This window comes from Gilliamella sp. W8145 (genome assembly GCF_016101145.1).
Taxonomy (GTDB): Bacteria; Pseudomonadota; Gammaproteobacteria; order Enterobacterales; family Orbaceae; genus Gilliamella; species Gilliamella apis_A.
The window spans coordinates 1,157,734-1,181,688 of sequence record NZ_JACFRC010000001.1 but is presented as its reverse complement, the minus strand read 5'-3'; the positions used below and the strand labels follow the sequence as shown (position 1 = coordinate 1,181,688).

17 protein-coding genes, 1 tRNA gene and 1 pseudogene are annotated in these 23,955 nt (G+C 31.8%); 11 read left to right on the top strand and 8 right to left on the bottom strand.

The window, feature by feature from the left end:
• The first annotated feature begins 81 nt into the window (after nucleotides 1–81).
• Nucleotides 82–888, top strand: coding sequence for a Cof-type HAD-IIB family hydrolase (locus tag H3T80_RS05335; RefSeq protein ID WP_198200503.1), 807 nt, complete (start codon nucleotides 82–84; stop codon nucleotides 886–888).
• Between the two features lie 26 nt (nucleotides 889–914).
• Nucleotides 915–1,145: a sulfurtransferase TusA gene (gene tusA, locus H3T80_RS05330; protein WP_110447447.1), complete on the top strand. Its 231-nt coding sequence runs from the start codon at nucleotides 915–917 to the stop codon at nucleotides 1,143–1,145.
• A 39-nt stretch (nucleotides 1,146–1,184) separates the two neighbouring features.
• Here the strand turns inward: tusA and H3T80_RS05325 are convergent, their stop codons facing one another.
• Nucleotides 1,185–1,589: a protein YgfX gene (locus H3T80_RS05325; RefSeq protein WP_198200501.1), complete on the bottom strand. Its 405-nt coding sequence runs from the start codon at nucleotides 1,587–1,589 to the stop codon at nucleotides 1,185–1,187.
• A 435-nt stretch (nucleotides 1,590–2,024) separates the two neighbouring features.
• Here H3T80_RS05325 and H3T80_RS05320 point away from each other — a divergent pair, with 435 nt between their 5' ends.
• The 5 genes and pseudogenes from H3T80_RS05320 to H3T80_RS12395 form a co-directional block, all read left to right on the top strand.
• Entirely contained in the window at nucleotides 2,025–4,565 is a 2,541-nt protein-coding gene (locus tag H3T80_RS05320; protein ID WP_294912148.1) for a penicillin-binding protein 1A, read from the top strand.
• A 13-nt stretch (nucleotides 4,566–4,578) separates the two neighbouring features.
• Nucleotides 4,579–5,142, top strand: a complete 564-nt coding sequence (gene rsmD, locus H3T80_RS05315; protein ID WP_034902448.1) for a 16S rRNA (guanine(966)-N(2))-methyltransferase RsmD — start codon at nucleotides 4,579–4,581, stop codon at nucleotides 5,140–5,142.
• Entirely contained in the window at nucleotides 5,142–5,399 is a 258-nt protein-coding gene (locus tag H3T80_RS05310) for a DUF1145 domain-containing protein (protein ID WP_034902452.1), read from the top strand. The genes rsmD and H3T80_RS05310 overlap by 1 nt, the downstream gene beginning before the upstream one ends.
• Before the next feature lie 71 nt (nucleotides 5,400–5,470).
• A tRNA-Gly gene (locus H3T80_RS05305) sits at nucleotides 5,471–5,546 on the top strand.
• Nucleotides 5,547–6,293: 747 nt separating this feature from the next.
• A pseudogene (locus tag H3T80_RS12395) lies at nucleotides 6,294–6,533 on the top strand (integrase domain-containing protein); the annotation flags it as partial.
• A gap of 72 nt (nucleotides 6,534–6,605) precedes the next feature.
• On the opposite strand, the gene H3T80_RS05295 reads toward H3T80_RS12395, so the two are convergent.
• The 4 genes from H3T80_RS05295 to H3T80_RS05280 all read right to left on the bottom strand — a co-directional run bounded on the left by H3T80_RS05295 (nucleotide 6,606) and on the right by H3T80_RS05280 (nucleotide 12,705).
• Nucleotides 6,606–8,120, bottom strand: a complete 1,515-nt coding sequence (locus H3T80_RS05295; protein ID WP_198200499.1) for an RNA-directed DNA polymerase — start codon at nucleotides 8,118–8,120, stop codon at nucleotides 6,606–6,608.
• A gap of 106 nt (nucleotides 8,121–8,226) precedes the next feature.
• Complete coding sequence (locus H3T80_RS05290) at nucleotides 8,227–11,499, bottom strand: nuclease-related domain-containing protein (RefSeq protein ID WP_198200497.1); 3,273 nt, start codon at nucleotides 11,497–11,499, stop codon at nucleotides 8,227–8,229.
• Between the two features lie 128 nt (nucleotides 11,500–11,627).
• Nucleotides 11,628–12,308 (bottom strand): JAB domain-containing protein, encoded by a 681-nt coding sequence (locus H3T80_RS05285; RefSeq protein WP_198200495.1) that lies wholly within the window; start codon nucleotides 12,306–12,308, stop codon nucleotides 11,628–11,630.
• A 133-nt stretch (nucleotides 12,309–12,441) separates the two neighbouring features.
• Nucleotides 12,442–12,705, bottom strand: coding sequence for a type II toxin-antitoxin system RelE/ParE family toxin (locus H3T80_RS05280; RefSeq protein WP_198200488.1), 264 nt, complete (start codon nucleotides 12,703–12,705; stop codon nucleotides 12,442–12,444).
• Between the two features lie 32 nt (nucleotides 12,706–12,737).
• Between H3T80_RS05280 and H3T80_RS05275 the strand changes: the two genes are divergently transcribed.
• The 3 genes from H3T80_RS05275 (at nucleotide 12,738) to H3T80_RS05265 (ending at nucleotide 14,100) form a co-directional block, all read left to right on the top strand.
• Nucleotides 12,738–12,947 carry an SDR family oxidoreductase gene (locus tag H3T80_RS05275; RefSeq protein ID WP_254048633.1) on the top strand — a complete coding sequence of 70 codons (210 nt, stop codon included), beginning with the start codon at nucleotides 12,738–12,740 and terminating at the stop codon, nucleotides 12,945–12,947.
• A 189-nt stretch (nucleotides 12,948–13,136) separates the two neighbouring features.
• Nucleotides 13,137–13,658 (top strand): DUF2867 domain-containing protein, encoded by a 522-nt coding sequence (locus tag H3T80_RS05270; RefSeq protein WP_198200487.1) that lies wholly within the window; start codon nucleotides 13,137–13,139, stop codon nucleotides 13,656–13,658.
• A 160-nt stretch (nucleotides 13,659–13,818) separates the two neighbouring features.
• A complete protein-coding gene (locus H3T80_RS05265; RefSeq protein WP_198200486.1) occupies nucleotides 13,819–14,100 on the top strand; it encodes a YciI family protein in 282 nt (93 codons plus the stop codon).
• 113 nt (nucleotides 14,101–14,213) lie between these two features.
• Here the strand turns inward: H3T80_RS05265 and H3T80_RS05260 are convergent, their stop codons facing one another.
• From H3T80_RS05260 to H3T80_RS05250, 3 genes are read right to left on the bottom strand one after another with little or no spacing between them, the layout of a single operon-like run.
• Nucleotides 14,214–15,638 (bottom strand): hypothetical protein, encoded by a 1,425-nt coding sequence (locus tag H3T80_RS05260; protein ID WP_110447455.1) that lies wholly within the window; start codon nucleotides 15,636–15,638, stop codon nucleotides 14,214–14,216.
• Nucleotides 15,639–15,641: 3 nt separating this feature from the next.
• On the bottom strand, nucleotides 15,642–17,012 hold the full coding sequence (locus tag H3T80_RS05255) for a DUF6384 family protein (protein ID WP_198200485.1): 1,371 nt from the start codon (nucleotides 17,010–17,012) through the stop codon (nucleotides 15,642–15,644).
• Nucleotides 17,012–18,163, bottom strand: coding sequence for a hypothetical protein (locus tag H3T80_RS05250; RefSeq protein ID WP_198200484.1), 1,152 nt, complete (start codon nucleotides 18,161–18,163; stop codon nucleotides 17,012–17,014). The genes H3T80_RS05255 and H3T80_RS05250 overlap by 1 nt, the downstream gene beginning before the upstream one ends.
• 726 nt (nucleotides 18,164–18,889) lie before the next feature.
• Between H3T80_RS05250 and H3T80_RS05245 the strand changes: the two genes are divergently transcribed.
• Nucleotides 18,890–23,890 carry an autotransporter outer membrane beta-barrel domain-containing protein gene (locus H3T80_RS05245; protein ID WP_198201160.1) on the top strand — a complete coding sequence of 1,667 codons (5,001 nt, stop codon included), beginning with the start codon at nucleotides 18,890–18,892 and terminating at the stop codon, nucleotides 23,888–23,890.
• Nucleotides 23,891–23,955 lie beyond the last annotated feature (65 nt).

Here is a 23,955-nt window from a genome sequence, read left to right as displayed (position 1 = left end):
TGTTACTTTGTTTTGAGCCTATTAACTCAATGCAAAATATAGTCACTAGAATTACAATTTATTATAAAAGTTGAGAATATCATGTTTCATTTTGTCGCTTCTGATTTAGATGGCACTTTGCTAAATACTGAGCATAGCTTATCGCCATTTACTAAAAAAATTCTTCAAGCTTTACGTCAAATGGGGATTCACTTTGCCTTTGCTACTGGTCGACATCATATCGATGTTGGTCAAATGCGTGAAAATATGGAAATCGACGCTTTTATGATAACCTCAAATGGTGCTAGAGTTCATGATAGTCGAGGTAATTTAGTTTTTAGTCGTAGCTTTGAGCCTAATATAGCCTGTGAGTTAGCACAAATTTGTCAAGATAGTTCATATATTTATACGCATGTTTATCGTGGTGATGATTGGTTAATTAATAAACCAGATGCATATTCGCTTAGTTTTTTTACTGACACGCAATTTAAATATCAATTTTTCGATCCGCGTAATTTTGTCGCTGATGATATTGCCAAAATTTATTTTACCACTTCTGATGTTGCACATAACCATTATTTGGTTGAACTAAAACACAAAATTGAACAACAATTCGGCAAAAAAGTTAGTATAGCTTTTTCTACAGCAAACTGTCTTGAAGTGATGGCGGAAAATGTAACTAAAGGTAGTGCATTAAAATTAGTGGTTGAAAGTTTAGGTTATCAGCTTAAAGATAGTATTGCCTTTGGTGATGGAATGAATGACTATGAAATGTTAAAAATAGCAGGGAAGGGTTGTATCATGAAAGATGCAAGTCCTGAACTTAAGTCATTACTTCCTGAACTTGAAGTCATTGGCTCTAATGCTGATGATGCTGTACCTCACTATTTAGCTAATCTTTTACTTTAATTTGAATAGTTATATTAACCATAAATATGATTGTTGATAAAGATCTTAATACTCTGGGCTTGCGTTGCCCAGAACCCATTATGCTGGTTCGTAAAGCGATTAGAGAATTAGCTGTTGGTCAAATCTTACATGTTATAGCTGATGATTTGGCTACAACTCGTGATATTCCTAGCTTTTGTCGGCATATGGATCATCAATTAGTTAATGCTCAGATTGAATCTATACCATTTGAATATTGGATTAAAAAATCACATTAATAAATTGATCTGAATAATTTTCAATTAAATTCATTTTTATTACGATAAATCAATTTGTTTTAAATGATAGTGTAGTGTGCGCCAATCATTAGGTGCAAGATTATCGATCATTAAAAATAATACTCTTCTTTTGCCATCACGACATGATTTTAAATTTAAAATTACCATATAACGTAAAAGCAGTGGTTTTCGCATTAAATGCCAACGTTGTTTATGCCAATAAATTTGGTGTATATATTCAAATAATGCCAATTCACCTTTAATAGTTCTGAAATAATTGACACTACGCCACCATTCAACGATTAAAACTAAAATTAAAATATAGATATAACAATTCAAGGATGTATCGGCTAACTGAATAAAACTGATGATAATTAAAATTAAATAAAAACAACTAGAACCTAATAATTGTAAAAAAGATGGAGTAAGATTTGTGCTCCACATATTAATATTCTTAAATTGATGTAAAGCACAATTATTTAATTGTTTTATCTGTTTTATTTAAAAATATAAAAATATTGTGAGATAATACGCAAAATTATTGAATAATTTACTAATAATACGGTTAACATCGTCAATTTATTAGCTATTTGGCTGTTGTTTTATAACGTATTGGTTGTAGTAATTTATTAATCAATGTATTAGTAACGATATATAAAAATAGCAATTAACTTTAATCTAAATTTCTTATTTAAATTAAAAGAATTAATGGTTAAAAAATTTGATTCAAGTATTATTTGCAATATAGATAATTATTGCTTTTTATTTTGAGTCTTATCGAGTAAGTAGTATACTCGTCGGTTAAAAATGATATTAATAAATATAACAACAGTTTTATTATCTTTCTTTGATTAAAAATCAATTGGATAGGAATGATTTGTGATAATACTAAAAATATTAAAATTTTGTCTTAAACTTTTTATAGGTTTATTTCTTTGTGGCTTAATTATAGGTATAGCTGGTTATAGCTATTATTCAAAAGATTTACCGGATGTTGCAACATTAAAAGATGTTAGATTACAAACACCTATGCAAGTGCTAAGTAAAGATGGTGAATTGATTGCTGTCTTTGGTGAACGTCGACGAATACCATTAAAATATGATGAAATTCCACCAATTGTCGTAAATGCTGTTATCGCTACCGAAGATGCTCGTTTTCATGAACATTTTGGCATTGACCCAATTGGTATTGTGCGAGCAATGTATGTAGGATTAAAACAAAAAGGCTTTTCACAAGGTGGTAGTACTATTACTCAACAAGTTGCTAAAAACTTTTTCTTAACACCGGAAAAAAGCATATCTCGTAAAGTAAAAGAGATGATTATTGCTATTCGTATGGAGCAAGAATTATCTAAAGACGAGATAATGGCGTTATATCTTAATATGATCAATTTTGGATCGCGAGCATATGGTATTGCTGCCGCATCATTTACCTTTTTTGGTAAAACACCTGATCAGTTAACCGTAGATGAAGCCGCGTTACTTGCTGGCTTACCAAATGCTCCTTCAGCGTTTAATCCGATTTCTCATCCAGATAAGGCGTTAATTAGACGTAACTGGGTCTTGGGACGAATGTTAGACCAATCTTATATTACTCAAGCTGAATATGATGAAGCAATTAAGAAACCTTTAAACGCAAGTTACCATACGCCAAATATTGAATTTTCTGCACCATATGTTGCTGAAATGGCAAGACAATTTATGTACGATAAATTTGGTGAAAATGCCTATACTGACGGTTATAAAGTTTATACAACCATCTCTAAAACTGATCAAGTTGCAGCAACTGAAGCAGTTCAAAAACATATTATTGATTATGATATGCGACATGGCTATCGAGGCCCCGAAAAAGTCTTATGGGAAAATAATGAGCCAGCATTAAACGAAGAGCAAATCCAAGAAGCCTTACACAAATATATTTGCTATAGCGGTATGTGCCCAGCAGTGGTATTAGAATCGAATGATAAGGAAGCAAAAGCTGTATTATCTGACAAAAGTAATATTACTATTGCTTACCAAGATATGAAATGGGCAAGAAAATTTATTAATGATAATCAACAAGGTGCTTTGCCAAGAAAAGTTAATGATACGTTAAAAGCAGGTCAACTAATTTGGGTAAAAAAATCTGGTGATAATTGGGCTTTAGCGCAAATACCAGCTGTTAATGCCGCATTGGTTTCTCTTGATTCGGATAATGGGGCTATTAAGGCAATTGTTGGTGGTTATGATTTCAATTTAAGTAAATTTAATCGTGCAACACAAGCATTACGTCAGTTAGGTTCTAATATAAAACCATTTATTTATACAGCAACTTTAGAACAGGGCTTAACCATGGCAACGCTACTTAATGATGCACCTATTGTGCGGACTACTGGTAGTGTTACATGGCGTCCAAAAAATTCTCCTCCTACCTATGCAGGGCCTTTAAGAATGCGAATCGGTTTAGGAATGTCTAAAAACGTGATGATGGTAAGGGCTTTACGTGCTATAGGTATTGACTATGCGGCAACCTATTTAGAACGTTTCGGATTCCCGAAAGAAAATATTTCTCATAATGAATCGTTGGCCTTAGGTTCTGCATCATTTACACCTTTACAAGTTGCTAGGGCATATTCAGTAATCGTGAACGGTGGCTATTTAATTACGCCATATTTAATTGAAAAAATTGAACACGACAATGACAGTGGTGTGATTTATCAACACCAACCATTAATTGCTTGTCATAATTGTAACGATGAGGTTGTTAAATTTGATTCAGTTTCTGTATCGCTAGATAACGTTGAAAATGAATCGAATGAAATAGGTAATGAAGAGCCAGAAGAGGCAAATCTTAAGTCAGAAGATAATCTAATCCTACCTGATATTAATAATGATAACAAAACCGTTGATGTAACACCTAAATATGCGCCACACACGGTTGATAGCGGTATTGCTTATATTATGAAAGATGGATTACGTACCATTGTTTTTGGTGGTTCGGATTGGCAAGGTACAGCATGGCGTGTAAAAGCCTTAGGTCGAAAAGATGTTGGTGGTAAAACTGGTACCACTAACCAATCGAAAGATGTTTGGTTTTCTGGATTTGGTGGCAATATTGTCACATCGGTTTGGATGGGCTTTGATGATCACCGTCGTGCTTTAGGGCGGACTTTCCGTGCCGAAGCTGGTGCAGTTACAGCTAACCCAGTCTGGGTTGATTATATGAAAGTTGCTCTTAAAGATGTGCCAGAAAAACAAGATGTAAAACCAGATAATGTGATTTCAGTGACAATTGATCAACGAACAGGTATGTTACCAGGTTCTGGTGCAAGAACAATGTCAGAATACTTTATTAAAGGAACAGAGCCAACTACATATGGATCACAAGAAGTTGGTACTAGTGTGACGGATTCACAAGGCAATACTCAAGAACTATTCTAAGTAAGGTTATTATATGAATGGTTCAATAAGAATTATTGGTGGTAAATGGCGCGGTAGAAAATTATCAGTTCTTGATAAACAAGGCCTGCGTCCAACCACAGATAGAGTAAAAGAAACTTTGTATAATTGGTTAATGCCAATTATACAAAATAGCAATTGTTTAGATTGTTTTTCTGGTAGTGGATCATTAGGTTTTGAAGCTGCATCACGTGGAGCTCAATCAGTCACATTATTAGAGAAAGACAAGCAAACAGCTAATCAGTTGAAAAAAAATAAACAACTCATTGCAAGTGATAATATTGATATTTATGCAACCGATACTTTTCAATGGTTAGATAAACCTGCGCAAAAACAATTTGATGTTGTTTTTATCGATCCGCCTTTTCATCAATCATTGATTGAAAAGACAGTACAACTCCTTGAAAATAATCATTGGCTTACTTCATCAGCTTATATTTACATTGAGTCTGAAACAAATCATGATCTAACTAGTTATATCCCATCAAATTGGTATTTACATCGGGAAAAAACCGCCGGCCAAGTTCATAGTTATTTATTTATACGAGAAGAAAAATAATGTTTATACTTTTGGGCAAATCAATCTATTCATTTATATGGTTATTTTTATTATTTAACTTAGTTCATCCATTTCCAAAGCCAGCCAATATTGTTGCTTACGTTGGATTGGCTGCATTTGTTATAACTCATGGCTTACAAGCTTGGTTATTACAATCAACAATGACCAACCAAGAAAAGCAGCAGGATAAATTTAGAGCACTTAGACTTTTTATTTTTGGTGTTTTTGAAACACTTAGCTGGAAGAATAAAAAATAACGGTTAAAAAAGGTTGCCATAGACTAATATTTTTGTATAATGCTCACCACTTCTTTCGAAGCAATCAATATGCGGGAATAGCTCAGTTGGTAGAGCGCAACCTTGCCAAGGTTGAGGTCGCGAGTTCGAACCTCGTTTCCCGCTCCAAATCTTATGAAGACTTCTAGTAAATCCCATATTTTCTTAAAATAATAGAATTAATCAGCTATTTCCGCCTAATTCGGACTATTAAAACCAACTTAAAGTATGCAATGGTATGTCTATACTTTTTCATACGTTAAAATTAATGGGTAACTGTTTATTAAAATCCATCGGCGTCAAATACCCTAATAATGAATGCAGCCGATTGTTGTTGTACTAATATATAAGCAGAAAAACATTGACCAGTAACTAGAGCAGGTCACATAAACTGGCGGTTTTTTACCCTTATTACGATAGGCTGCTATATTGAGTATATGACCAAGCCTCGAAACCTCAATATTGTTTTGCTCTGGTGCATAGGTATCAAAAAGATAACCACCTATAAGTGTTTATCAGCTCAGCGTGCACCACCAAAAAAAACACATTAATCAACCACAATGGATGGGGCTATTTAAATGAAAACTACTTAAAGCAAACATAAAAATCTGAAAGAACAATTATAAAAAGCACCTAAACAAGTTTAAAAGCTCTTATAAAACTGAATATGACGTAAACTCATTATTGACCGGTTTAATCACTACCTTAAAATCCACAATATCCAAATGCAATATATTGATCAGATTAAAACAAAATAATTAGTAAACGAACGTTGCATAATGAAATGGCAGCCTTTGGACAAACTGGCTAAATTAGAACGTTTCACCAATAAAGCTTTGAGGGTTAAGTGGTGCTAGTCGCTAAGTCACCAAAGAGGCAATAATAGACATTCAATATCACAATCTACACAAACAGGCACCAAGACAAGCCTCTGCTCTTGCTGCTACCTTAGACATCGCCGGAACCCTTGGCTTAAGGAGTGCAGAAGCCGTACAAAGCTGTCAATCCTTAAAAATATGGCAAAGGGTATTTAATAACAGTGCAATCTCCATCAAGGTTGTTTTTGGCACTAAAGTCAGTAGAACGCAACAAGTCCATATCATCATCCAACAATAAGCACTCACCATCCTCAACAAGCCTAATTTAAAAAAATAGTATTAATTTTTTGTACCAAGCATAAAAATGAAATTAGGAATTTGGATATATAAATATATCGAACTCATCACTATTAATTATTTCATCTAAATTATCAAAAATATTATTATTAAAAAATGAATTATTTTTCAAAATTTCTTTGATTTTAGTACTATCTATCCATGAGTGATTCCATATTTTTATTTGGTTATCTCCGGCAACTAATAGACATAATCTTTCAGAAAAATTTATTGTAGGAATAGCATTTTTTAGCATACGCTGTAACCATATTTGAGCAAATCCAGAGTTAGGCGCTGTTTTTAGTTTATTATAAACTTTTGTAGCTAATTCATTATATACATTTCTATTTAATTCAAGTAAGAATTGGCTAATGATGGCACAACAAATAGAAATACATTTAGGATTATGATAGGCAATATCTGTAACAATACTAATGATTTGATTTGAATATTGCTTAATATTTTTTTTACTTTCTAGTTTTAGGCGTTTTTGGAAATTGCTAAGAGCTGCGATTAAACTACCTGAATTCGGATAGTTTAATGAATGATGTCGAATAACTAAAATATATTTTTGTAAATTAGAAGTGTTTGATTCTGGATCAGGTAGTTGTAGCCAGGCTAATTTATCTTTTTTAATAGAGGCTGTAATAACATCACTGTTACTTTTTGTTTTACTTGAATTAAGCTTTAATCCAAAAGGCACTAATATTTCTGATAAAAGTTTTAAGATAATTTCACCATCATTAATATTATTAACAAAAATTCGATAATCATCTCGATATCTCAGTATTTGATAATTCTCAATACTATTCTCTTCAAGTTTTTGGGTCAATAATTCATCAACATATCCTAAGACCATTTCTGCTATAAAATCCATTAGTATGGATCCCTGTGGGATACCATTTGTTTGTTGGTATTGAGCAGACTGGATACTTTTATCAATAATATTACCAAGTAAATTTTTATCATTAATATGTTGTTTTGCAATATCTTTAGTTTCAAGAGCCCAAGCGATTGAGTGTGTATAAATTGAACCATAACAATCTGCAATATCTGTATCAAAAACAAAATTATATTCAAGAGATAAAGTAATTGATTCTTGTTCAACTTCTTCCCACCATTGTAAGATTTGTTGGGCTTTATTTGATTGTTTATTTAGAGATTTAACAGGTATACTCAAACAACGAATTTTAGGATTTTTTTGAAAATCCTTAAACCGATTTTTTATTTTCTTCCAATTTTTTTGTTCCGTTATTTTATGTACCAAAGAAACGTATACCAAGGGATGAATAATTTGTAAAGGTCTCCATGAGAGTTTTCCATCTTTATTTGTATACAGCGTATAGTTTATATCATCTAACTCTTTCATTCTTTTTGTATTAGCTATACTAGTCAAAGATTTATTTTCAATTTCTGCAGATAATTTTTCTAACAAATCTTTAAATGAAAAGTAAGATGGTAAATCAATACTACAATAACTTTCTTGTTTTAAAAAAAAGGCTTTTGCCGATTTACTTTGTAATCTCAATAGTGAAGTCCTATTTTTCATTACTCAATCCTTAATTGTAGCTAGTGCTAATAATATTATTATGTTGTAATAATTGCTAAAATATAGCAAAACAGGTAACTATAAATATTACTTAGAAATAATCTATTTAAAAATCAATTCTTTCCTCTATACATCTAATGGCATTGAGGGCAGCATAACCATACGATTCATGATCACATAGCTCTCTTAATGATAACAAATCATTGATATTACCGATCTTTCCTAAAACATGTATAGCAAACTCAATAATACCGTTTGGATTTATTTTAAACATATATGGAAAATAATATAATTGTTCATTTTGGCTTCTAAGTACTTCTCTACAAACTGAAAGAACCATATCTGGATATTTATTCACAAGAGATTTTGTTAATTGTCCATCCAGAGTGGTTATCATAAGAGCTGAAGCACTTGCAGTTTTAGAGTATTCTAAAATTGTTGTACGAGCATTTAAAGTATGATGAGAGAACTGTGGTTTTTCAATATCTTTTCTATTATACCAATAGTAAAGTTCACCACATGCAAGTAAAGTGAAATCTTCAGCAGTTTTTGGTTTACCTCTATTCTGAGGCAAAGGATATTTGAGATATCCAATAGCCTCGTGAGCGATAATAAAAGTTTTTATAGATTCTTGGGGGATAATACTTTTTTTGTCAGGTAATACTGTCCATTTTGCAATTGTAGGAGCTATTTTTAGATCATTGAATTCAGATAACTGTCTAAGTAGTATTCCTAAGAAAAAATTATCAGAAGAACTAGCCCCTAGACATGCTTTATTGAGAAGAAGTTTTTTTTTCGATTCATCTAATTCTTGTATTTTTTCCCAGTATAAATAGTCAAATGGATGATCAAATTGTCGAGAAAATAATTGCCATGCAAGTTGATTAGACTTGCCATCATCTAATATTAAAGTATTTTCAATTTCATTATTTATGATTAATTCATAATCATCTTCATCTTTCTTTAAGGCTCCTAATACTTTCAAAGTATCAAGTATGAGACCATCTATCATAAACCCTAATTTGTTTATGACAGCTGTCAATGCATCAATAATTTGGATACGGTAGGGAGTTTCTAATTCTGAGAAATATTGACAAAAGTCGATTAAAGCTAATTGCAAATGATAAGGATATGAAGAAATATTTTTCACTAATTCAACTATAAAGGGAATTGCAACCTCTTCAGCTGAAGCCATACGAGTAATTTCAATAAGAAAATAAATTTCTCCTGAGGTTTTTGCGTCTAACCATGCTTTTTTCAGTCTTGAATAAAATTCTAAGCATTTTTCATTTTTTAAAAAATAATTATAACTACCAATAAAACTTACTATTTTTGATACCGCAGTATCCTTGTGCATGACATATAAAGTAGAGAAAAGATTGTGTTTTAGAGAAATATTTTTTTTATTTGCCTCAGATTTTAACTTCATTGCAGAGACTTTCATTGCTTTATCAGTATTTAAACAAGCAGCCATAACATAATCAAAATATAGTCCATTCATAAGTCCTTTACTGATAGGAATAAGATAATAGCTAAAATTTTCCAGATCACTATTCAAAGAAAATTTATCAATAATTATTTCATTCCAGCTTTTTTCACTAATTTTGAATTTAATTTGCTGTGCTTCTAGTACCATACTTTTCAACATTTCATCAATTTTACAATTAATGATAGATTGAGCAACTACACCACATTCTCCATTAGCACATGCAGTAACTAAATCTTGATCTTTGCAATCATTAAGAATTTTACGTAATAGGCGGTCATTCTCAATAGCTCCCAATATTAGAACTTTTGAGAAAGAGAGTCGTGGCGAAGATAATGCTGTAATGAAAGTAGAATAATCATCATTAGCAATCCTAATCACAGCCTCTGCAGCAAAAGCAGCAAAAAATAATTCATGGGAAAAACTAACTCTATCACTCCTTGCTTGCAATAAACCAGATAATAATATTTGTTGACGAGTCTTTGCGTCTAAGTTATTAGAGTCACAAACACGATCAAACTCACGAATAGACATGCTAAAGCAGGCTCTCCGTATTAATGTATCTGCAAAATAACTAAGAGTACGAATTCCATCAACGGCGTTACTTTTTAATAAATTTCTTACATATGTATTAAAAAGAACGAATCTACTAGCTCCTATAGGTAAGAATTTACTAATCTTACCAATAAGAGAAGCTTCAAGGCACGTATCCACTATCTGTAAAAGACCATGGAGATTTTTAGTATCATGATCCTTAATTTCTTTTATTCCTGAAACCGCAATTTTAAACTCATTAGAAGGTCGTTCTACAAATAATGTTTTTGTTTGTAACAGATCAGATCGAGTAAGTTCTGTCTGAGAACTAATAACAATCATTACATCATAACGTAATGAAAATGCTTTAAGACTCCGTGTTAATCCCAATTTTAAATAATCTGGACACTCATTGTATCCATCCATAAACAAAATGAGACGCTTTCCAAGTATTTTTCCTGTGTTAATAAGGTCGATTACAGTACAATTATTTAATAAAAACGTTTCTTTATTAAGAAGTTTTTGAAATTGATTATTAAATTCTTTCGCTCTAACAAAAATTGGAATACAGTCAGAATCGCAACATAAGGTTGCACAAGATAGAGATAGAAATGTCTTTCCACAACCAGAAGGTCCCATAATGACTAAACTAGTTTCTCCTCTAGAAATCATTGAGTTAATATGGAAAAAATCAATATTATTGGATTCATAAGTGTAGTGACCGTGAATAAATTTTCTTATGTATGGGGTATAAAAATCTTGAAAAGCTTTAATATATGTATAATAAGATTTTTCTGCATGTAAAGTATCTTCTGCAAATACTGAATCAATACTTGATACAGGATAAAGATTTAAACTATTGGCTAATGCTTCACATAATAAAGGAGTTAAAACTGCTCCTGATGGTTGGGTTAATTGTTTTTTGAGAACGTCAATTCCACCCACTGCGACTTTAAAGTCTCCTTTTGTGAGGGATGAGCCATTAGGTATATGAGGCATAATTGTGACAACAGCATTTGGATAGCCTTCTACCTGAGATATTTTTTGAATGTTGTCGCGTAAAGCATTCTTAGCATCTAATGCCTGATTATATCCATTTCTTATTGTTTTTTCACCATATGCCCCATGTACTGACCATTGTCCATTAATTTGACCATACACTGATGAAACATAATTTTTAACTTCTATAATCAGTGTTGTATTTTCCGTAAATACAGCTAAATCAATTTGTCGATCGGATGCGTGAAAATTAGCAAAAATATAAAACCAGTTATGTGATTCATTTAAAATCTCATAAATAGCTAGGAAACAATCATACTCAGATCGATATTTTATAGATTCTCCAATATATATATTCATAGATACCGACAATTTAGCTTTTATATTAAATAGTTATCATAAAAAAATAGAAAAAATTAATTTTATGTTGGCTTGCAATTGTTTCTAATGGGAATAATAAATTATTAGAATCTACCATATTTTTTCTATTAATTACTGTTTATTTTATTAATAACCTTATTAACAGCTTTTGGTGTAATTTCCATAATTTTAGCAATATCCTCTATAGAAACATTTTTATCTAATAATGCTTTAACCGTTACTAATTCTAATTTTTCTCGTCTTTCTTTTTCAGCTTTAGTCTTATTTTTCTCTAAATCTAATTTTTCCTTAGCAATCTGTTTCTCTTCTTTCCTAATCTGCTCAACCACCTGATAAGTTGGTACATATTTAAGGCTTTTTTCCAACTCATCCATTAAACCAATCGACCTAAAACTAGTATAAGACAAAGGGGATATTATCAAATGGTCTACAAATTCTATATTTAAGATTCGTCCCACTTGGATTAATCGATCTGTGATATCTTTATCAGTTACGGAGGGTGACAATCTTCCTGATGGATGATTATGTACAGCAATCACTCGTGAAGCATTTTTCATGACTGCTACACGAAATACATTCATTGGCTCAACATCTACCGATTTATAAGACCCTAAGGCAATGAGTTCAATATATAGAATGTAACCCGCTAGATTCATACCAACAATCCAGAAATGTTCTTTTTCCTGGTCTATTTTGTTGTCACGTAATAGCACACTCTTCATGATATTATAGACATCATCCGTGCCTTCTATATAACGTTTATCGTTTTTACCGAGTTTTATATCCATTATGAGGTACACTGTGTAAGAATGAGTTTGTTAATGTTATCAATATAACATAATTCCATAGAATAAAAAGCCATTGATGGTATAGCAATGACGGCTAATTATTAGCCTTATAGCCCCTAGCTTGTAATATACTCTACCTTAGTAAATGCTGCGTTAATAAGGCTTGCATATCACGTCTGCCATCGGTAATTAAAAAAATAACGATCTGTTGGTCGATGATTTTGTAGATGAGTCGGTAGGAGTTAAACAAGGTTTGACAATAGTCACGATTGCCTAAATCTAGTAACTCTTTAGGGATACTGCCATTTTCAGGGCAGTCATACTCTGCTATATAGTCATAAATGGCTTCTAAGTCTGTCTCTGTATCTTGAGTTAAAGCGACATTATACGCAAGCATTAGCTTTAGAATTATCTTCATCAAATATACAAGTGAATGCCATTGCTCCAGGTGTAATTGATACCCCCCTTAATGCAATTCATAATGCACAAGATAGAGAAAATTTAGCTAAAATGTCTCCCATGGGAAAAATTGGCAATCCGCAAAATATCGTTGATGCAGCTGTTTATTTAACGCAAAGTGAATTTGTGACAGGAACGACAATGATAGTAGATGGCGGATCCTCAACGGGTGTTTGGTAGAAAAATACCTAAAATTAAATAAAACTTCAAGTAGTGACTATTTATATATTATTGATTGATAAATGTATAATCATACTGCAAAATTAACCAATAATTTTATTTACTTGCCAATTAAATTATTAGTTAAAAATGTATTTTTTATGCTTTTAATCTAATTAATAAGTAAGTTACAACACAATTGAGTTAGTGATGAATATTAGAAAAACAAAAATTATTAATAAATTAAATAGTTTATTAAACCATCAGGTAACTTTAATTGCGGAGGATATTGATTATTTAAGTTATCAAACTGTCTTTATTCCTAGCGATATTTCCGCCTATGATTCTTATAGAATAATGACTCAATCTCAACCGAAATGGCTTAAAATATTATTTAAGATGAGAGATTTATTAGGCAGAATGGTAGGAATTAGAACAATAAAAGGTTTTGAACAGTTAAGTAAAAATATACCTAATGTTGGCGATACAGTGCATTTTTTTAACGTAATGGAGTTAGAAAAAGATAAATTAACTTTAATCATTAGAGATCATCATCTAGATGTTTGTTTACATCTTCGCTTAGTTGATGATAATGATAAACAAAATAAATTATATGTAATTACATCAGTCAAAAATCATAATGTTATCGGCAAGGTATATATGGTTCCAGTGTCTGTTCTTCATCCATTTATTGTTAATAGACTATTGATTAATCTTAAAGCTAAAAAATAAATGTATTAGTAAATCTGGATTGATTTTTGATTGCATAATTAACTATTTTTAACTTTATTTCGTGTGATAAAAAACAAGTCAGAATAAGTAAAAGTTTTTAGCTCTGAAAAATTTAGCTAAAGATTTATGCAAATAATTTAAAATATATAAGGAGTGTATAATGATAATTGTAACTTTTAAATTTAAAAAACCTTTGGAAGAACTGTTAGCTAAATTTGAAGAACATAATAAATTTTTAGATGAGTATTTTGCCAACAATAAATTTATCGCGTCAGGTCCTTTAGAGAATAAAACAGGTGCGATTATTGTAGCAATGAGTGATTCACTTGAAGAAGTTAAAAGTATTATGAAATTAGATCCATTTTGTATTTATGATCTTGTTGATTTAGAATTTACCTTATTTCAAGCGAATAAAATTTCGCCTAACTTATTAAGTAATTAAATTTACATTACCTGGTTTGATGGGTTAAAAGTAGGTTGCATTCAATGCACCTACTTAATCGAATAATTTAGTAAATACTAAAAAACTTACTTCAATAAAACTATTTTGGCTATCTAAAAACTATCCGTAGTACGATATCCACCGCCACCAGATGAAGAGCTCGATGAATAACTATTCCTACTGGATGAGGAACTTGAAGAACTTGATGAAGTTCGACTACTATTAGATGACCAGCTTGATGAGCGACTTGAGCGCCTAGAAGATGATGAACTTGAGCTACTTAATATCGACCAGCCACTATTTGTACTTGAGGAAGTTGTATTATTTCTTAGTACGCGTCTAGCTAAAAGCTCCATAACGATTTTTTCAGGAGAATCACCATATTCTATTAAGTTATTTAGTAGGTTATTAAGTGTGTTTGAAGAAATTTTATATTCATAAAAAGAACTAGGTATATTATTTTGCCTAAATAAATTCAATGTTTGATTAAAGCGAATAAAAATATCTTCAAGGTTTCCAATTGATTGTTGAAAATGTGGAATACGTTGTTCAAGTTTTTTTATCTGTTTATCTAATTCAGGAATTTTTTTAAGTAATATATCATCTTCTTTGGATTTAGTTTGTAAGGTTAGCTGCTCAAGTTTTTTAATTGACTGATTTTCTAGTAACTTAGCTAGCTTTGAAGATAAATTTTTAAACTGAACGCTTTGTCCTGATTGTGTGTCATTTAATGTATTATAAGCCTCTTGCTTCTGGCATTCAGCTTTATCTAAATCCTGTTCAATTTTAGCTAATTCAGTTTTTAATTGCGGTAGCTTCAAACTGTTTTCAACCAGTTGTTCTTTGTTATTTTTTTGTTTTAAGGCCAAATCGTATAATTTTTTCTGATTATCGTATTTAAATTGCGATTCTTTCATTAAAGATTCGAGTATTTTTTGGTTTTTATAATTTTCATTAAAATGAACAAATTCAGCTAGCGATTCATCCAGATTTCTAAAAATCCAACGACCTTTATAATTATCTTCGCCATAGTTTCTTTTGATTAAATAATTGTAATAGTTATTTTTACTGTACTCGGCTAATTTTTTTGAGAATTCTTTTTGGCATACTTCATAATCTTTGGTTATTTTTTCTAAATTTTCTTGTTCGATAGTAAAACGATTAAACGATGAAACGTAATCAGGATCGCTTTCCAGTTGTAGCACCTTTTGGGTAGTAAGTTCATCTAACTTTGCAAGAGTATTTGTTAATTGCTGTTGATATTGACCAGTTTGTTTTTCTAATTTACTAAGCTTGCTAGTTAAGTCACTATATAGTCCCTGCAATTGCTTAATAATATTCTGGACTTGAGAATCACTATTTTCCGGTGATTCTTTTAAATATATGGTAGCAATTTTTTGATAAATACTAGCCTGTTCATTCTTCAAATTCAAAATTTTATCAAGGGTATCTTGTCTTTCTTTATAAGCCGTATCTAAAGTGGCTTTAATACCCTGTGCTTGTTCATAAATTTTATTTTCAATTATTTTGGTCTGCATGGTTTACCACTCTAAAATCCTTCCAGATTTCACTGATTTTGGACAATTGAAGATTAAACGTCCTTTCGGTTTGGTACAAAGTTTATTGTTATCAATATGCCCATCTTGCATTTTATCGCTTTTAACACTGTTATATTGTTCTAAAGTGACTTGTTGGCCAAATGTATTTACCAATTTTGATTCTCCAGTTTCAATACTTTGTACCCATAATGAATCTGAATGGTTATTGGTTGTCATCGGTCTGACAATCAAGTACCACGATTTACCATTAGTATTGTCATGAGTACGCTCCACTCCCGATTTATAATCTGGATGATCAACAATAGTTAACGTTAAATTGGTTTGAGCTAGTTTTATATAGTAAGCCATCATTTCTTGATAATGTTCGACATGCTCAAAATTCAAATTTTTTAAATCAGCAGTTAAGGCATTTTGTAAAGTAATAACTTCACTCATATCAGAGTTAGGTACGTTTAATGTTTGTAGTTGTTTAGTATCAGATAGAATTTTATTTTCAAGAGCTTCAGCACGTCCAACGGAATGAAAAAGTGTTTCTATTGGTTCAACATCAATATCTTGTTGTCCTTGATTGAGATTATCAAGAATTTTATCAACTGAAATTTGTAAAATAGGATATTTTTTAGTTGCCTCTATAAACTCTTTACTTTGAATTAAGTTGGCCAATTTTTTATCCTTTTCAAGTAATTCACTTAATTCTGTTATTTGTTTGGTGATCTTAGGTAAAGTAGAGGAGATTGAGTTATCAAGTTCTTTCAGATCATTAAGTGTTTTCTGATTCATCTCAAACGTTGGCGATGAAATCTCCGTTGATTCAGTAACAGGAAGATTAATCTCTTGATTGAGTAAATGAGTAATTGAGTCTTTTAATTTTTTTACGGGAACTTGTGCAAAGTAAACAGGAAGTTTATCAATTTGCAAAAATTTATTGTTAAGATCATTTAAGGTATTTTTTTGGGATAAAATATGACTATAAGTCGTATCGATATTATCATTAATTTTTAGAGTATTTTTTAATATGCTGAAGTTGAGCAACAATAAAATAACTAAGATCACACCGATAAAAGGATAAAGTATATTTCTTTTTATGTAACAAAAAGCAATAAAACGAATTAACCAACTACGTTTAGGTGCAATAAATTGTAATCTTTGGTTAAACCAAAGATTAATTCCCTTCTCAATGATTTCGTCATTAACAATTTGCCCCTTAGCTTGATAATAATTTTTTATATTTTCTGCTAAGTTTGTACGCAAAGCGTTATGATCAAGGTGCTCAAGTAATAATTGTTGCTTTTGATAAAGTTCGTCAATGATTGCCATTGCACCTAGTTGGTCACTAAGCTTAATATTTGACATCAATTATTAACCTTTAAAATAATATTATTAAAGCGTTGTTTACCATCTTCGACAATTCGATCTATTTCTTTCGCATTATCAATTGATTCATTACGTAATTCGGCTATTAATTGCTGGCTTGATTCTTGATAATTGACAATTGCGTCGACCAAAGCTCGTAACGAATCCGCTTTAATGGTTGAACTATACCCAGCACGTAAGCTTTCTTCTAATTGCTTATTACCCGCAGAAGCAATGCTTTCAATACCTTTATTCATGCCATCTTTCATCGCTTCTAAAGTTTTAGTGCTTTCGCTTAAACCAGTTAAAGAAGTGATTGATGCACTTAATGCAGTAAAAACAATTTCATTGGTGGAAAAAAAACTAACACTTTGTTGATAAACTCGTTCTTTCACTGAGGTTGTTTGTTGTATACGGGCAAAGACTGCCTCTGCTGAATTATAAGAAACGGTTAAATTATTGGCTAAATCCAATATTATTTGATAACGGCTATCTTCTTGTTGGACATTACGTAATGCTTCATCTCGGATAAGCTCTAAACGCGCTTTTGCCACATGATCATCTTCTTTAAAATTATCCACATCCGCAATGGCTAAAGATAATTTATCTTTACATTCTTCAAGACGTGCGGTTGCTATTTGAACTAATTCTTCGGCAGTGATCTGAGATTGTTTTAATCCAAATCGAAAATCTTGATAGGCATTTAGAATAATATGCTCACGCTCAATTTGATTACCGGTTTCTTGCGATACCTGTAAATAGGTCTTTTTTATTAGATTGAATCGGTCGGGAATAGAGCCTCGTTGAAGTTTCATCCAACCTATTTTTATTCTTTCAAAAAAATCTAATCGACCATCATCAAGCCAACCTAGCATTTTTTCCATATCCGTTCGGATACTATCAAAATGATTAACAATATTGGTATAACGTTGTGAAACTTCAACACCATCTATTTGTTCGCGAACCACTTGGTTAAAAGCACTTTGTTGTTGTAAGGTTCGTGCTATTGCAATAACTCGATTTTTATCAATCTCAGCAACATTATCCAATAACTTTAAAATTGGTGCATCAGCTTGCGGCTTAATAATAATTCCGATTTTATTTAATAGTTGTACTGCTCTATCAATATAAGGTATGACCTGGCTAGACATGTTTAAATCCTTTAATTTTTATTATTACATCGACAAATCTGCTAAATTATATCTTAATAAATTGTTTACAACAATTTATCTAAATGACCTTCTAGATTATTAAAATAACCATCAAAGACGATAGTTTTAAATATAAAGAGTAATCAATCTCGATTTAGTTTACTGGATGTGATGGTTCTTTTTTGCTTGATTTTCTATTTTAGTTTTTGAGTAATGTTGTTGTTTTAGTATTTAAGTTACTGCAATCGACTAAAATTTTGCCTACTTATTAAATAATTAAGTTTAAATTATCAGATCCATATAGTTAAAAGTTGGTTGTGTATAATAGATTGAATAATTTAGGAAATGCTAAAAAAATCATCGGTATAAAATTCATTTTCTTTTTTACACACATTAATATATTTTATTCTTTTAATTGCCAATTTACCTACTATGTGGTAAAAATGAGCGTTGTTCCAGTCAGTTTTCTTTTATGAAAATCAAATTACCTATAACATAGCTTTTCTTTTTCTATTTTAAATTATTTACTAATTTAGTCTTATCATTTGATAAATAAAGTCTTTTTTATTTGTTCGAAATTTTTGCCACGCTCCACAATTGTATAGATTTCTTAGCTGTAAAAAGCAAATGGTCATGCACTTAATAGCACTACTTAAAAATTCTCTATTAGATTTTTCAAATAAAAATGTTGTTTTACCAATATAGATTTATTTTGGAGAGGAAATAATGAATAAAGTATTTAAGTTAGTTTGGAATGCACAGCGTCAGGCGTACGTCGTTACATCAGAAAAAGCACAATCTAAAGGTCGATTGTTTTTACTTAATTTAGCATCAGCTATCAGTTTAACATTAGTCATGACGCCGATGAGTTATGCTCAATGTGATAGTTCATTACTCAACAAAAATTGCACCCGAAACGTTAAAAATGAGATTGTTAATAAAAATTTATCTAATAATCAATTAACTAATAAAAAAATAAATAATTATGTTAACTCACTTTTTGGTGTTACTAACTTTAACGATCCAGTAGAAATATTACTGTCCAAACATATTGAATCTGAGGATGATGGTTATAATTATACTAGTGATAATAATGTTAGTGACATAACTTTACATCAATCTACTGGAGATATTATTGGTGGTAAAAATGGTATTAATCTTAACCATAACGGTAATGGTTCAAGTGGTATTACGATTTCAAGTGATGTCACGGGTAAACAGGGTGATGGAATAAGAACTATAAATAGCACCTCGACTCAAGATCTAAACATTACCGAACTTGTTGGCGCCAATGTTCATGGGCAAGCCAATGGAATTAACGCCGTAAATAATGGACATGGTATAACAATAATTTCAACTGCGGACTCGGTTATTGGTGATGAGCTTGATGGTATTTTGGCTATAAACGATGGTGATACTCAAGGTTTAAAAATAATCCAATCAGCAGGTAATGTTCATGGGAAAAAAAATGGTATTAATGCTGATAACAGAGGTAAAGGTAGAACTAATATTACTTCCAATGGAGAGGTGGTTGGTGATGAAAATGAAGGTATTAATGCCGTTAATGAACAAAATGCAGGTGATTTACTGATTTCACAAAATGGCGGTTCTATTACTGGTGGACTTAATGGTATCAAAGCTAATAATCTGGGCAATGGTTCTACCACAATTACGGTTTCAGCTAATATTATTGGTCAACAAAATGATGGCATCTATACCAATAATAGCAGTAACACTCATGATTTATCGGTGACTCAAAATTCAGGCGTTATTAATGGTAAATTAAACGGTATTAATGCTGTTAATAATGGCAATGGATCAACTATTGTCACAACTTCAGGCACAGTTACTGGTAATGAAAACGATGGTGTAAATATCACTAATCAGGCCAATACTAATAAATTAACTTTTAATCAGTTAAAAGGTGAAATTACGGGTAAAGAATATGGCATAAATATAGTTAATAATGGTAATGGTATAACTTCGATTTCAAGTCATGGAGCGATCGAAGGACAACAAAAAGACGGTATATTAGCTACGGGTAGAGCCAACACAACTGATTTAAACGTTAATCAAACCAGTGGTAGTATAAAAGGTGCACTTAATGGAATGAATTTGACTAATCAAGGTACAGGTTCAACTTTAATTACCACTAATGGCGAAGTGATTGGGCAACAAAATGATGGCCTTTATGCCGTTAATCAGGCTAATACCCACGACATGACGGTTAATCAATCAGCAGGCACGATTTCTGGTCAATCTAATGGTATTAATATTCACAATGAAGGTAATGGATCTTCTGTTATTGGTAGCTCTGGAGATATAACCGGTGAGACTAATTATGGTATTGTTGCTGTTAATGAGACCAATACCAAAGATCTTACAATTATCCAATCGTTAGGTAATATCAATGGTAATCAAGATGGTATTAATATTGAACATAAAGGGACTGGGTCAACAACGATTTCAACTGCAGGGCAAGTATTAGGCCATCAAGGTAATGGTATTTATGCTCTAACTCAAACAAACAGTCAAAATTTAACAGCAAAACAATCATCAGGCCGTATCTATGGCAAAAAAAGTGGTATTAATTTTAATAATAATGGTAATGGATCTACATATGTGAATACTTTTGGGGATGTCATTGGTGAAGAGAATGAAGGGATCTTAATTAATAATGACAGTCATAGCCAAGATGTCAATGTGATGCAGACATCAGGCCTAATTAAAGGTAATACTAATGGTATTAATATTTCTAATAAAGGTAGTGGTAAAACAACAGTAACCTCATCAGGTGACATTATTGGTAGTCAATATAATGCCATTACATTAATCAATGATCAAAATAGCCAAGATATCACGGTGTCACAATTAGATGGTAATATGCAAGGGGAGTCATACGGCATGTATATTACTAATAATGGCAAAAGTACCTCAGCTATCACTACTTCAGGCAATGTAACTGGTGCTGAAAATGATGCAATCCGTGTGTTTAACAATAATAGTGCTACGGATTTAAAAATCAATCAATTAAAAGGTAATATTACTGGTAATCAAGATGGTATAAATATAGAAAATAATGGCCAAGGATTGTCCAATATTACTACTTCAGATAACGTCATTGGTAAACAACGTGATGGTATAGCAGTAAAAAATGGTACTAATTCTAAAAGTCTCAATGTTATCCAATCAGCAGGTGAAATTAATGGAAATCGCTATGGAATATATGCAGTCAATAATGGCCAAAGCTCAACGGTAATTAGTATTGCAGGTAAAGTGATTGGTAATAATAGTGACGCCATTTTTGCTGTTGCTGAGTCTGCTACTTACAACTTACTTTTTAGTCAAAATAAAGGTAGTGAGATTAATGGTAAGCTCAATAGTGTCAATCTTACCAACAATGGACAAGGTTCAACGAATATTAAAGTTGCTGGCCAAATTATTAGTCAAACTTTAGATGCTATCATTGTGGCTAATGATGCCAAAACTAGTAGTCTATCCTTTAAACAAGAAGCGGATAGTAATATTCAGGGCGAGATGAATGGCGTTAATCTTACCAATAGAGGACGAGGGTTAACGAATATTATAGCTGAAGGTAATATTAGTGCTAATCAAGGTTCAGCCATATTAGCCGTTAATGGTGATACCGCAACAGATTTATTTGTTAAACAGTCCAATGGCATCATTAATGGTTTTGATAATGGTATTATGGTGACCAATAATGGTACAGGTATGACTGAACTTGATATATCAGGAAAGGTATTTGGCCAAAATAATATCACTGGAATAGGCATTAATACTTCTGGTAAAGAAGGTCTTAAAACTTATATCAATTTAAATGAGGGCGCAGATGTATCGTCTGCCAGTAGTATTGCGATTAAAAATGAAACAACTGATTCAATTATTTCCCTCAATAATGGTTCTAAAGTTAGTGGTCAAATTAGATTGGGTACTGGCAATGATACCTTATTTATCAATGAGGGTGCAGATATATCGCGATTGACTGTCGTTGATGGAGGCAATAAATTACTTCGCGTAGACGGATCGTCAGATGTTGATAGCCTTTATCTTAATACTCATCTCATTGGTTCATCGACTTCTAATGGTTCAATAGGTGATGTGGCTATTATTGGCTGGGAAAATATTAATCTTAGTGGTATTGCTAGACTAACACTTACAGGTGATTTAAATACTGATAAATTAACCATTAATTCAGGTGCTATGGTAGATCTTAAATCTGGTCTGCACCAATCTAATATTAGTGGTAGTGTTTATAATAGTGGTGTGATTACCCTCGATAATCAATTTGCAGGTGATCGTTTAATGATTGCAGGTGATTATATTGGAGATGATGGTAAGTTAATCTTTGACACGGTAGTGCAAGATAGTGATAGTCCAACCGATCGATTATTTGTACAAGGTAATGTTTCGGGGAATACCTTTATCGAGATTAATAATATTGATGGTTTAGGTGCTGATACTAGTAATACTAATGGTATTGAATTAGTCCATGTAGATGGATCAAGTAGTAATGATGCTTTTAAAATGCAACAAGGGCATCTAGATGTAGGCGCATATGAATATTATTTACATAAAGGTGATCTTAATAATCAAAATAATAACTGGTATTTGCGTTCTTACTTACCTAATAATCCAAATGACCCTACAGATCCTAATGAGCCGACACATCCAGTAGATCCTACAACTCCAATTAAACCAATCGACCCAAATGAGCCTACTGGGTCAATAGATCCTGAACCAGAAAAACCAGCCAGAATAAAAACTTATCGTAAAGAAGTATCAATGTTTGGTGCAATAGCTGAACAACTTCGTTTAGCAGATAACCTTATGCAAAGTAACTTACATCAACGTATTGGTAATGCGCCATTGTTGGATTCATCAATAGGGTGGGGAAGAATTATCACTAAACGTATTAATGTAAAACAGAATGGTACAGCAAATGCACACAGTAAAGGCAACTACTCAGGTTTCCAATTGGGCAGTGATATTTGGCAAAATAATGATTGGCGTATAGGGGGATATTTCGGTTATCTACATGGTAATTTAAGTGTTGATGGCTTTGCTAGTGGTAGATATGGGCGTGTAGGTAGTAATGGTATTAATTCATACTTTATGGCTGCTTATGGTACCTATATGCAAAACGATGGCGGGTATTTCGATATGGTTTTACAAGCTGCTCGTCACCGAGTTGATGTAAATCCAAATAGTAATAAAAATAGCAAACAAAAAGCAAATAGTTTGAATGCCTCCATGGAAACAGGTAAACCATTTGATTTATTTGATAGTAATTGGAAAATCGAACCTCAAGCGCAAGTAATTCACCAATGGTTAGATTTAAAAGATAGCCATATCAATGGTAAAACTAAAGTAAAACATAGTGATAATAATGCTTGGCTATTCCGTATTGGGGCTAGATTTGAAGGTGACTATAAAGCTGATAATGAATTATGGCGCCCTTATGCACGGGTAAACCTTTTCTATTCACCAAGTGGTGCTGATCATGTCACTTTTGCTAGTAAAAATGCGGCTACTGAATTTAGTAATGGGGTTAAATCATTTAGTTCTGAATTAGCCATTGGCGGTAGTTATGAAGTTAATAATCAAATTAATGCATATAGTGAAATAGGGCACACGTGGACTCATGGTGGCGATGCCAGAGTTAAAGCTCCAATTAGTGCTTCTATAGGTATCCGTGCTAATTGGTAATTGTTAAATAAAATTTCGTTAACTTAGCTAAGCCGATATTACTTAGTAAATATCGGCTTATTTAA

Excerpts from the sequence above, each read along its gene's own strand:
- H3T80_RS05265 (WP_198200486.1), top strand. The coding sequence starts at position 13,819 with ATGATAATTGTAACTTTTAAATTTAAAAAACCTTTGGAAGAACTGTTA.
- H3T80_RS05295 (WP_198200499.1), bottom strand. The coding sequence starts at position 8,120 with ATGAAAAATAGGACTTCACTATTGAGATTACAAAGTAAATCGGCAAAA.
- rsmD (WP_034902448.1), top strand. The coding sequence starts at position 4,579 with ATGAATGGTTCAATAAGAATTATTGGTGGTAAATGGCGCGGTAGAAAA.
- H3T80_RS05335 (WP_198200503.1), top strand. The coding sequence starts at position 82 with ATGTTTCATTTTGTCGCTTCTGATTTAGATGGCACTTTGCTAAATACT.
- H3T80_RS05285 (WP_198200495.1), bottom strand. The coding sequence starts at position 12,308 with ATGGATATAAAACTCGGTAAAAACGATAAACGTTATATAGAAGGCACG.
- H3T80_RS05245 (WP_198201160.1), top strand. The coding sequence starts at position 18,890 with ATGAATAAAGTATTTAAGTTAGTTTGGAATGCACAGCGTCAGGCGTAC.
- H3T80_RS05290 (WP_198200497.1), bottom strand. The coding sequence starts at position 11,499 with ATGAATATATATATTGGAGAATCTATAAAATATCGATCTGAGTATGAT.
- H3T80_RS05310 (WP_034902452.1), top strand. The coding sequence starts at position 5,142 with ATGTTTATACTTTTGGGCAAATCAATCTATTCATTTATATGGTTATTT.
- H3T80_RS05270 (WP_198200487.1), top strand. The coding sequence starts at position 13,137 with ATGAATATTAGAAAAACAAAAATTATTAATAAATTAAATAGTTTATTA.
- H3T80_RS05280 (WP_198200488.1), bottom strand. The coding sequence starts at position 12,705 with ATGCTTGCGTATAATGTCGCTTTAACTCAAGATACAGAGACAGACTTA.
- H3T80_RS05325 (WP_198200501.1), bottom strand. The coding sequence starts at position 1,589 with ATGTGGAGCACAAATCTTACTCCATCTTTTTTACAATTATTAGGTTCT.
- H3T80_RS05250 (WP_198200484.1), bottom strand. The coding sequence starts at position 18,163 with ATGTCTAGCCAGGTCATACCTTATATTGATAGAGCAGTACAACTATTA.
- H3T80_RS05255 (WP_198200485.1), bottom strand. The coding sequence starts at position 17,012 with ATGTCAAATATTAAGCTTAGTGACCAACTAGGTGCAATGGCAATCATT.
- H3T80_RS05260 (WP_110447455.1), bottom strand. The coding sequence starts at position 15,638 with ATGCAGACCAAAATAATTGAAAATAAAATTTATGAACAAGCACAGGGT.
- tusA (WP_110447447.1), top strand. The coding sequence starts at position 915 with ATGATTGTTGATAAAGATCTTAATACTCTGGGCTTGCGTTGCCCAGAA.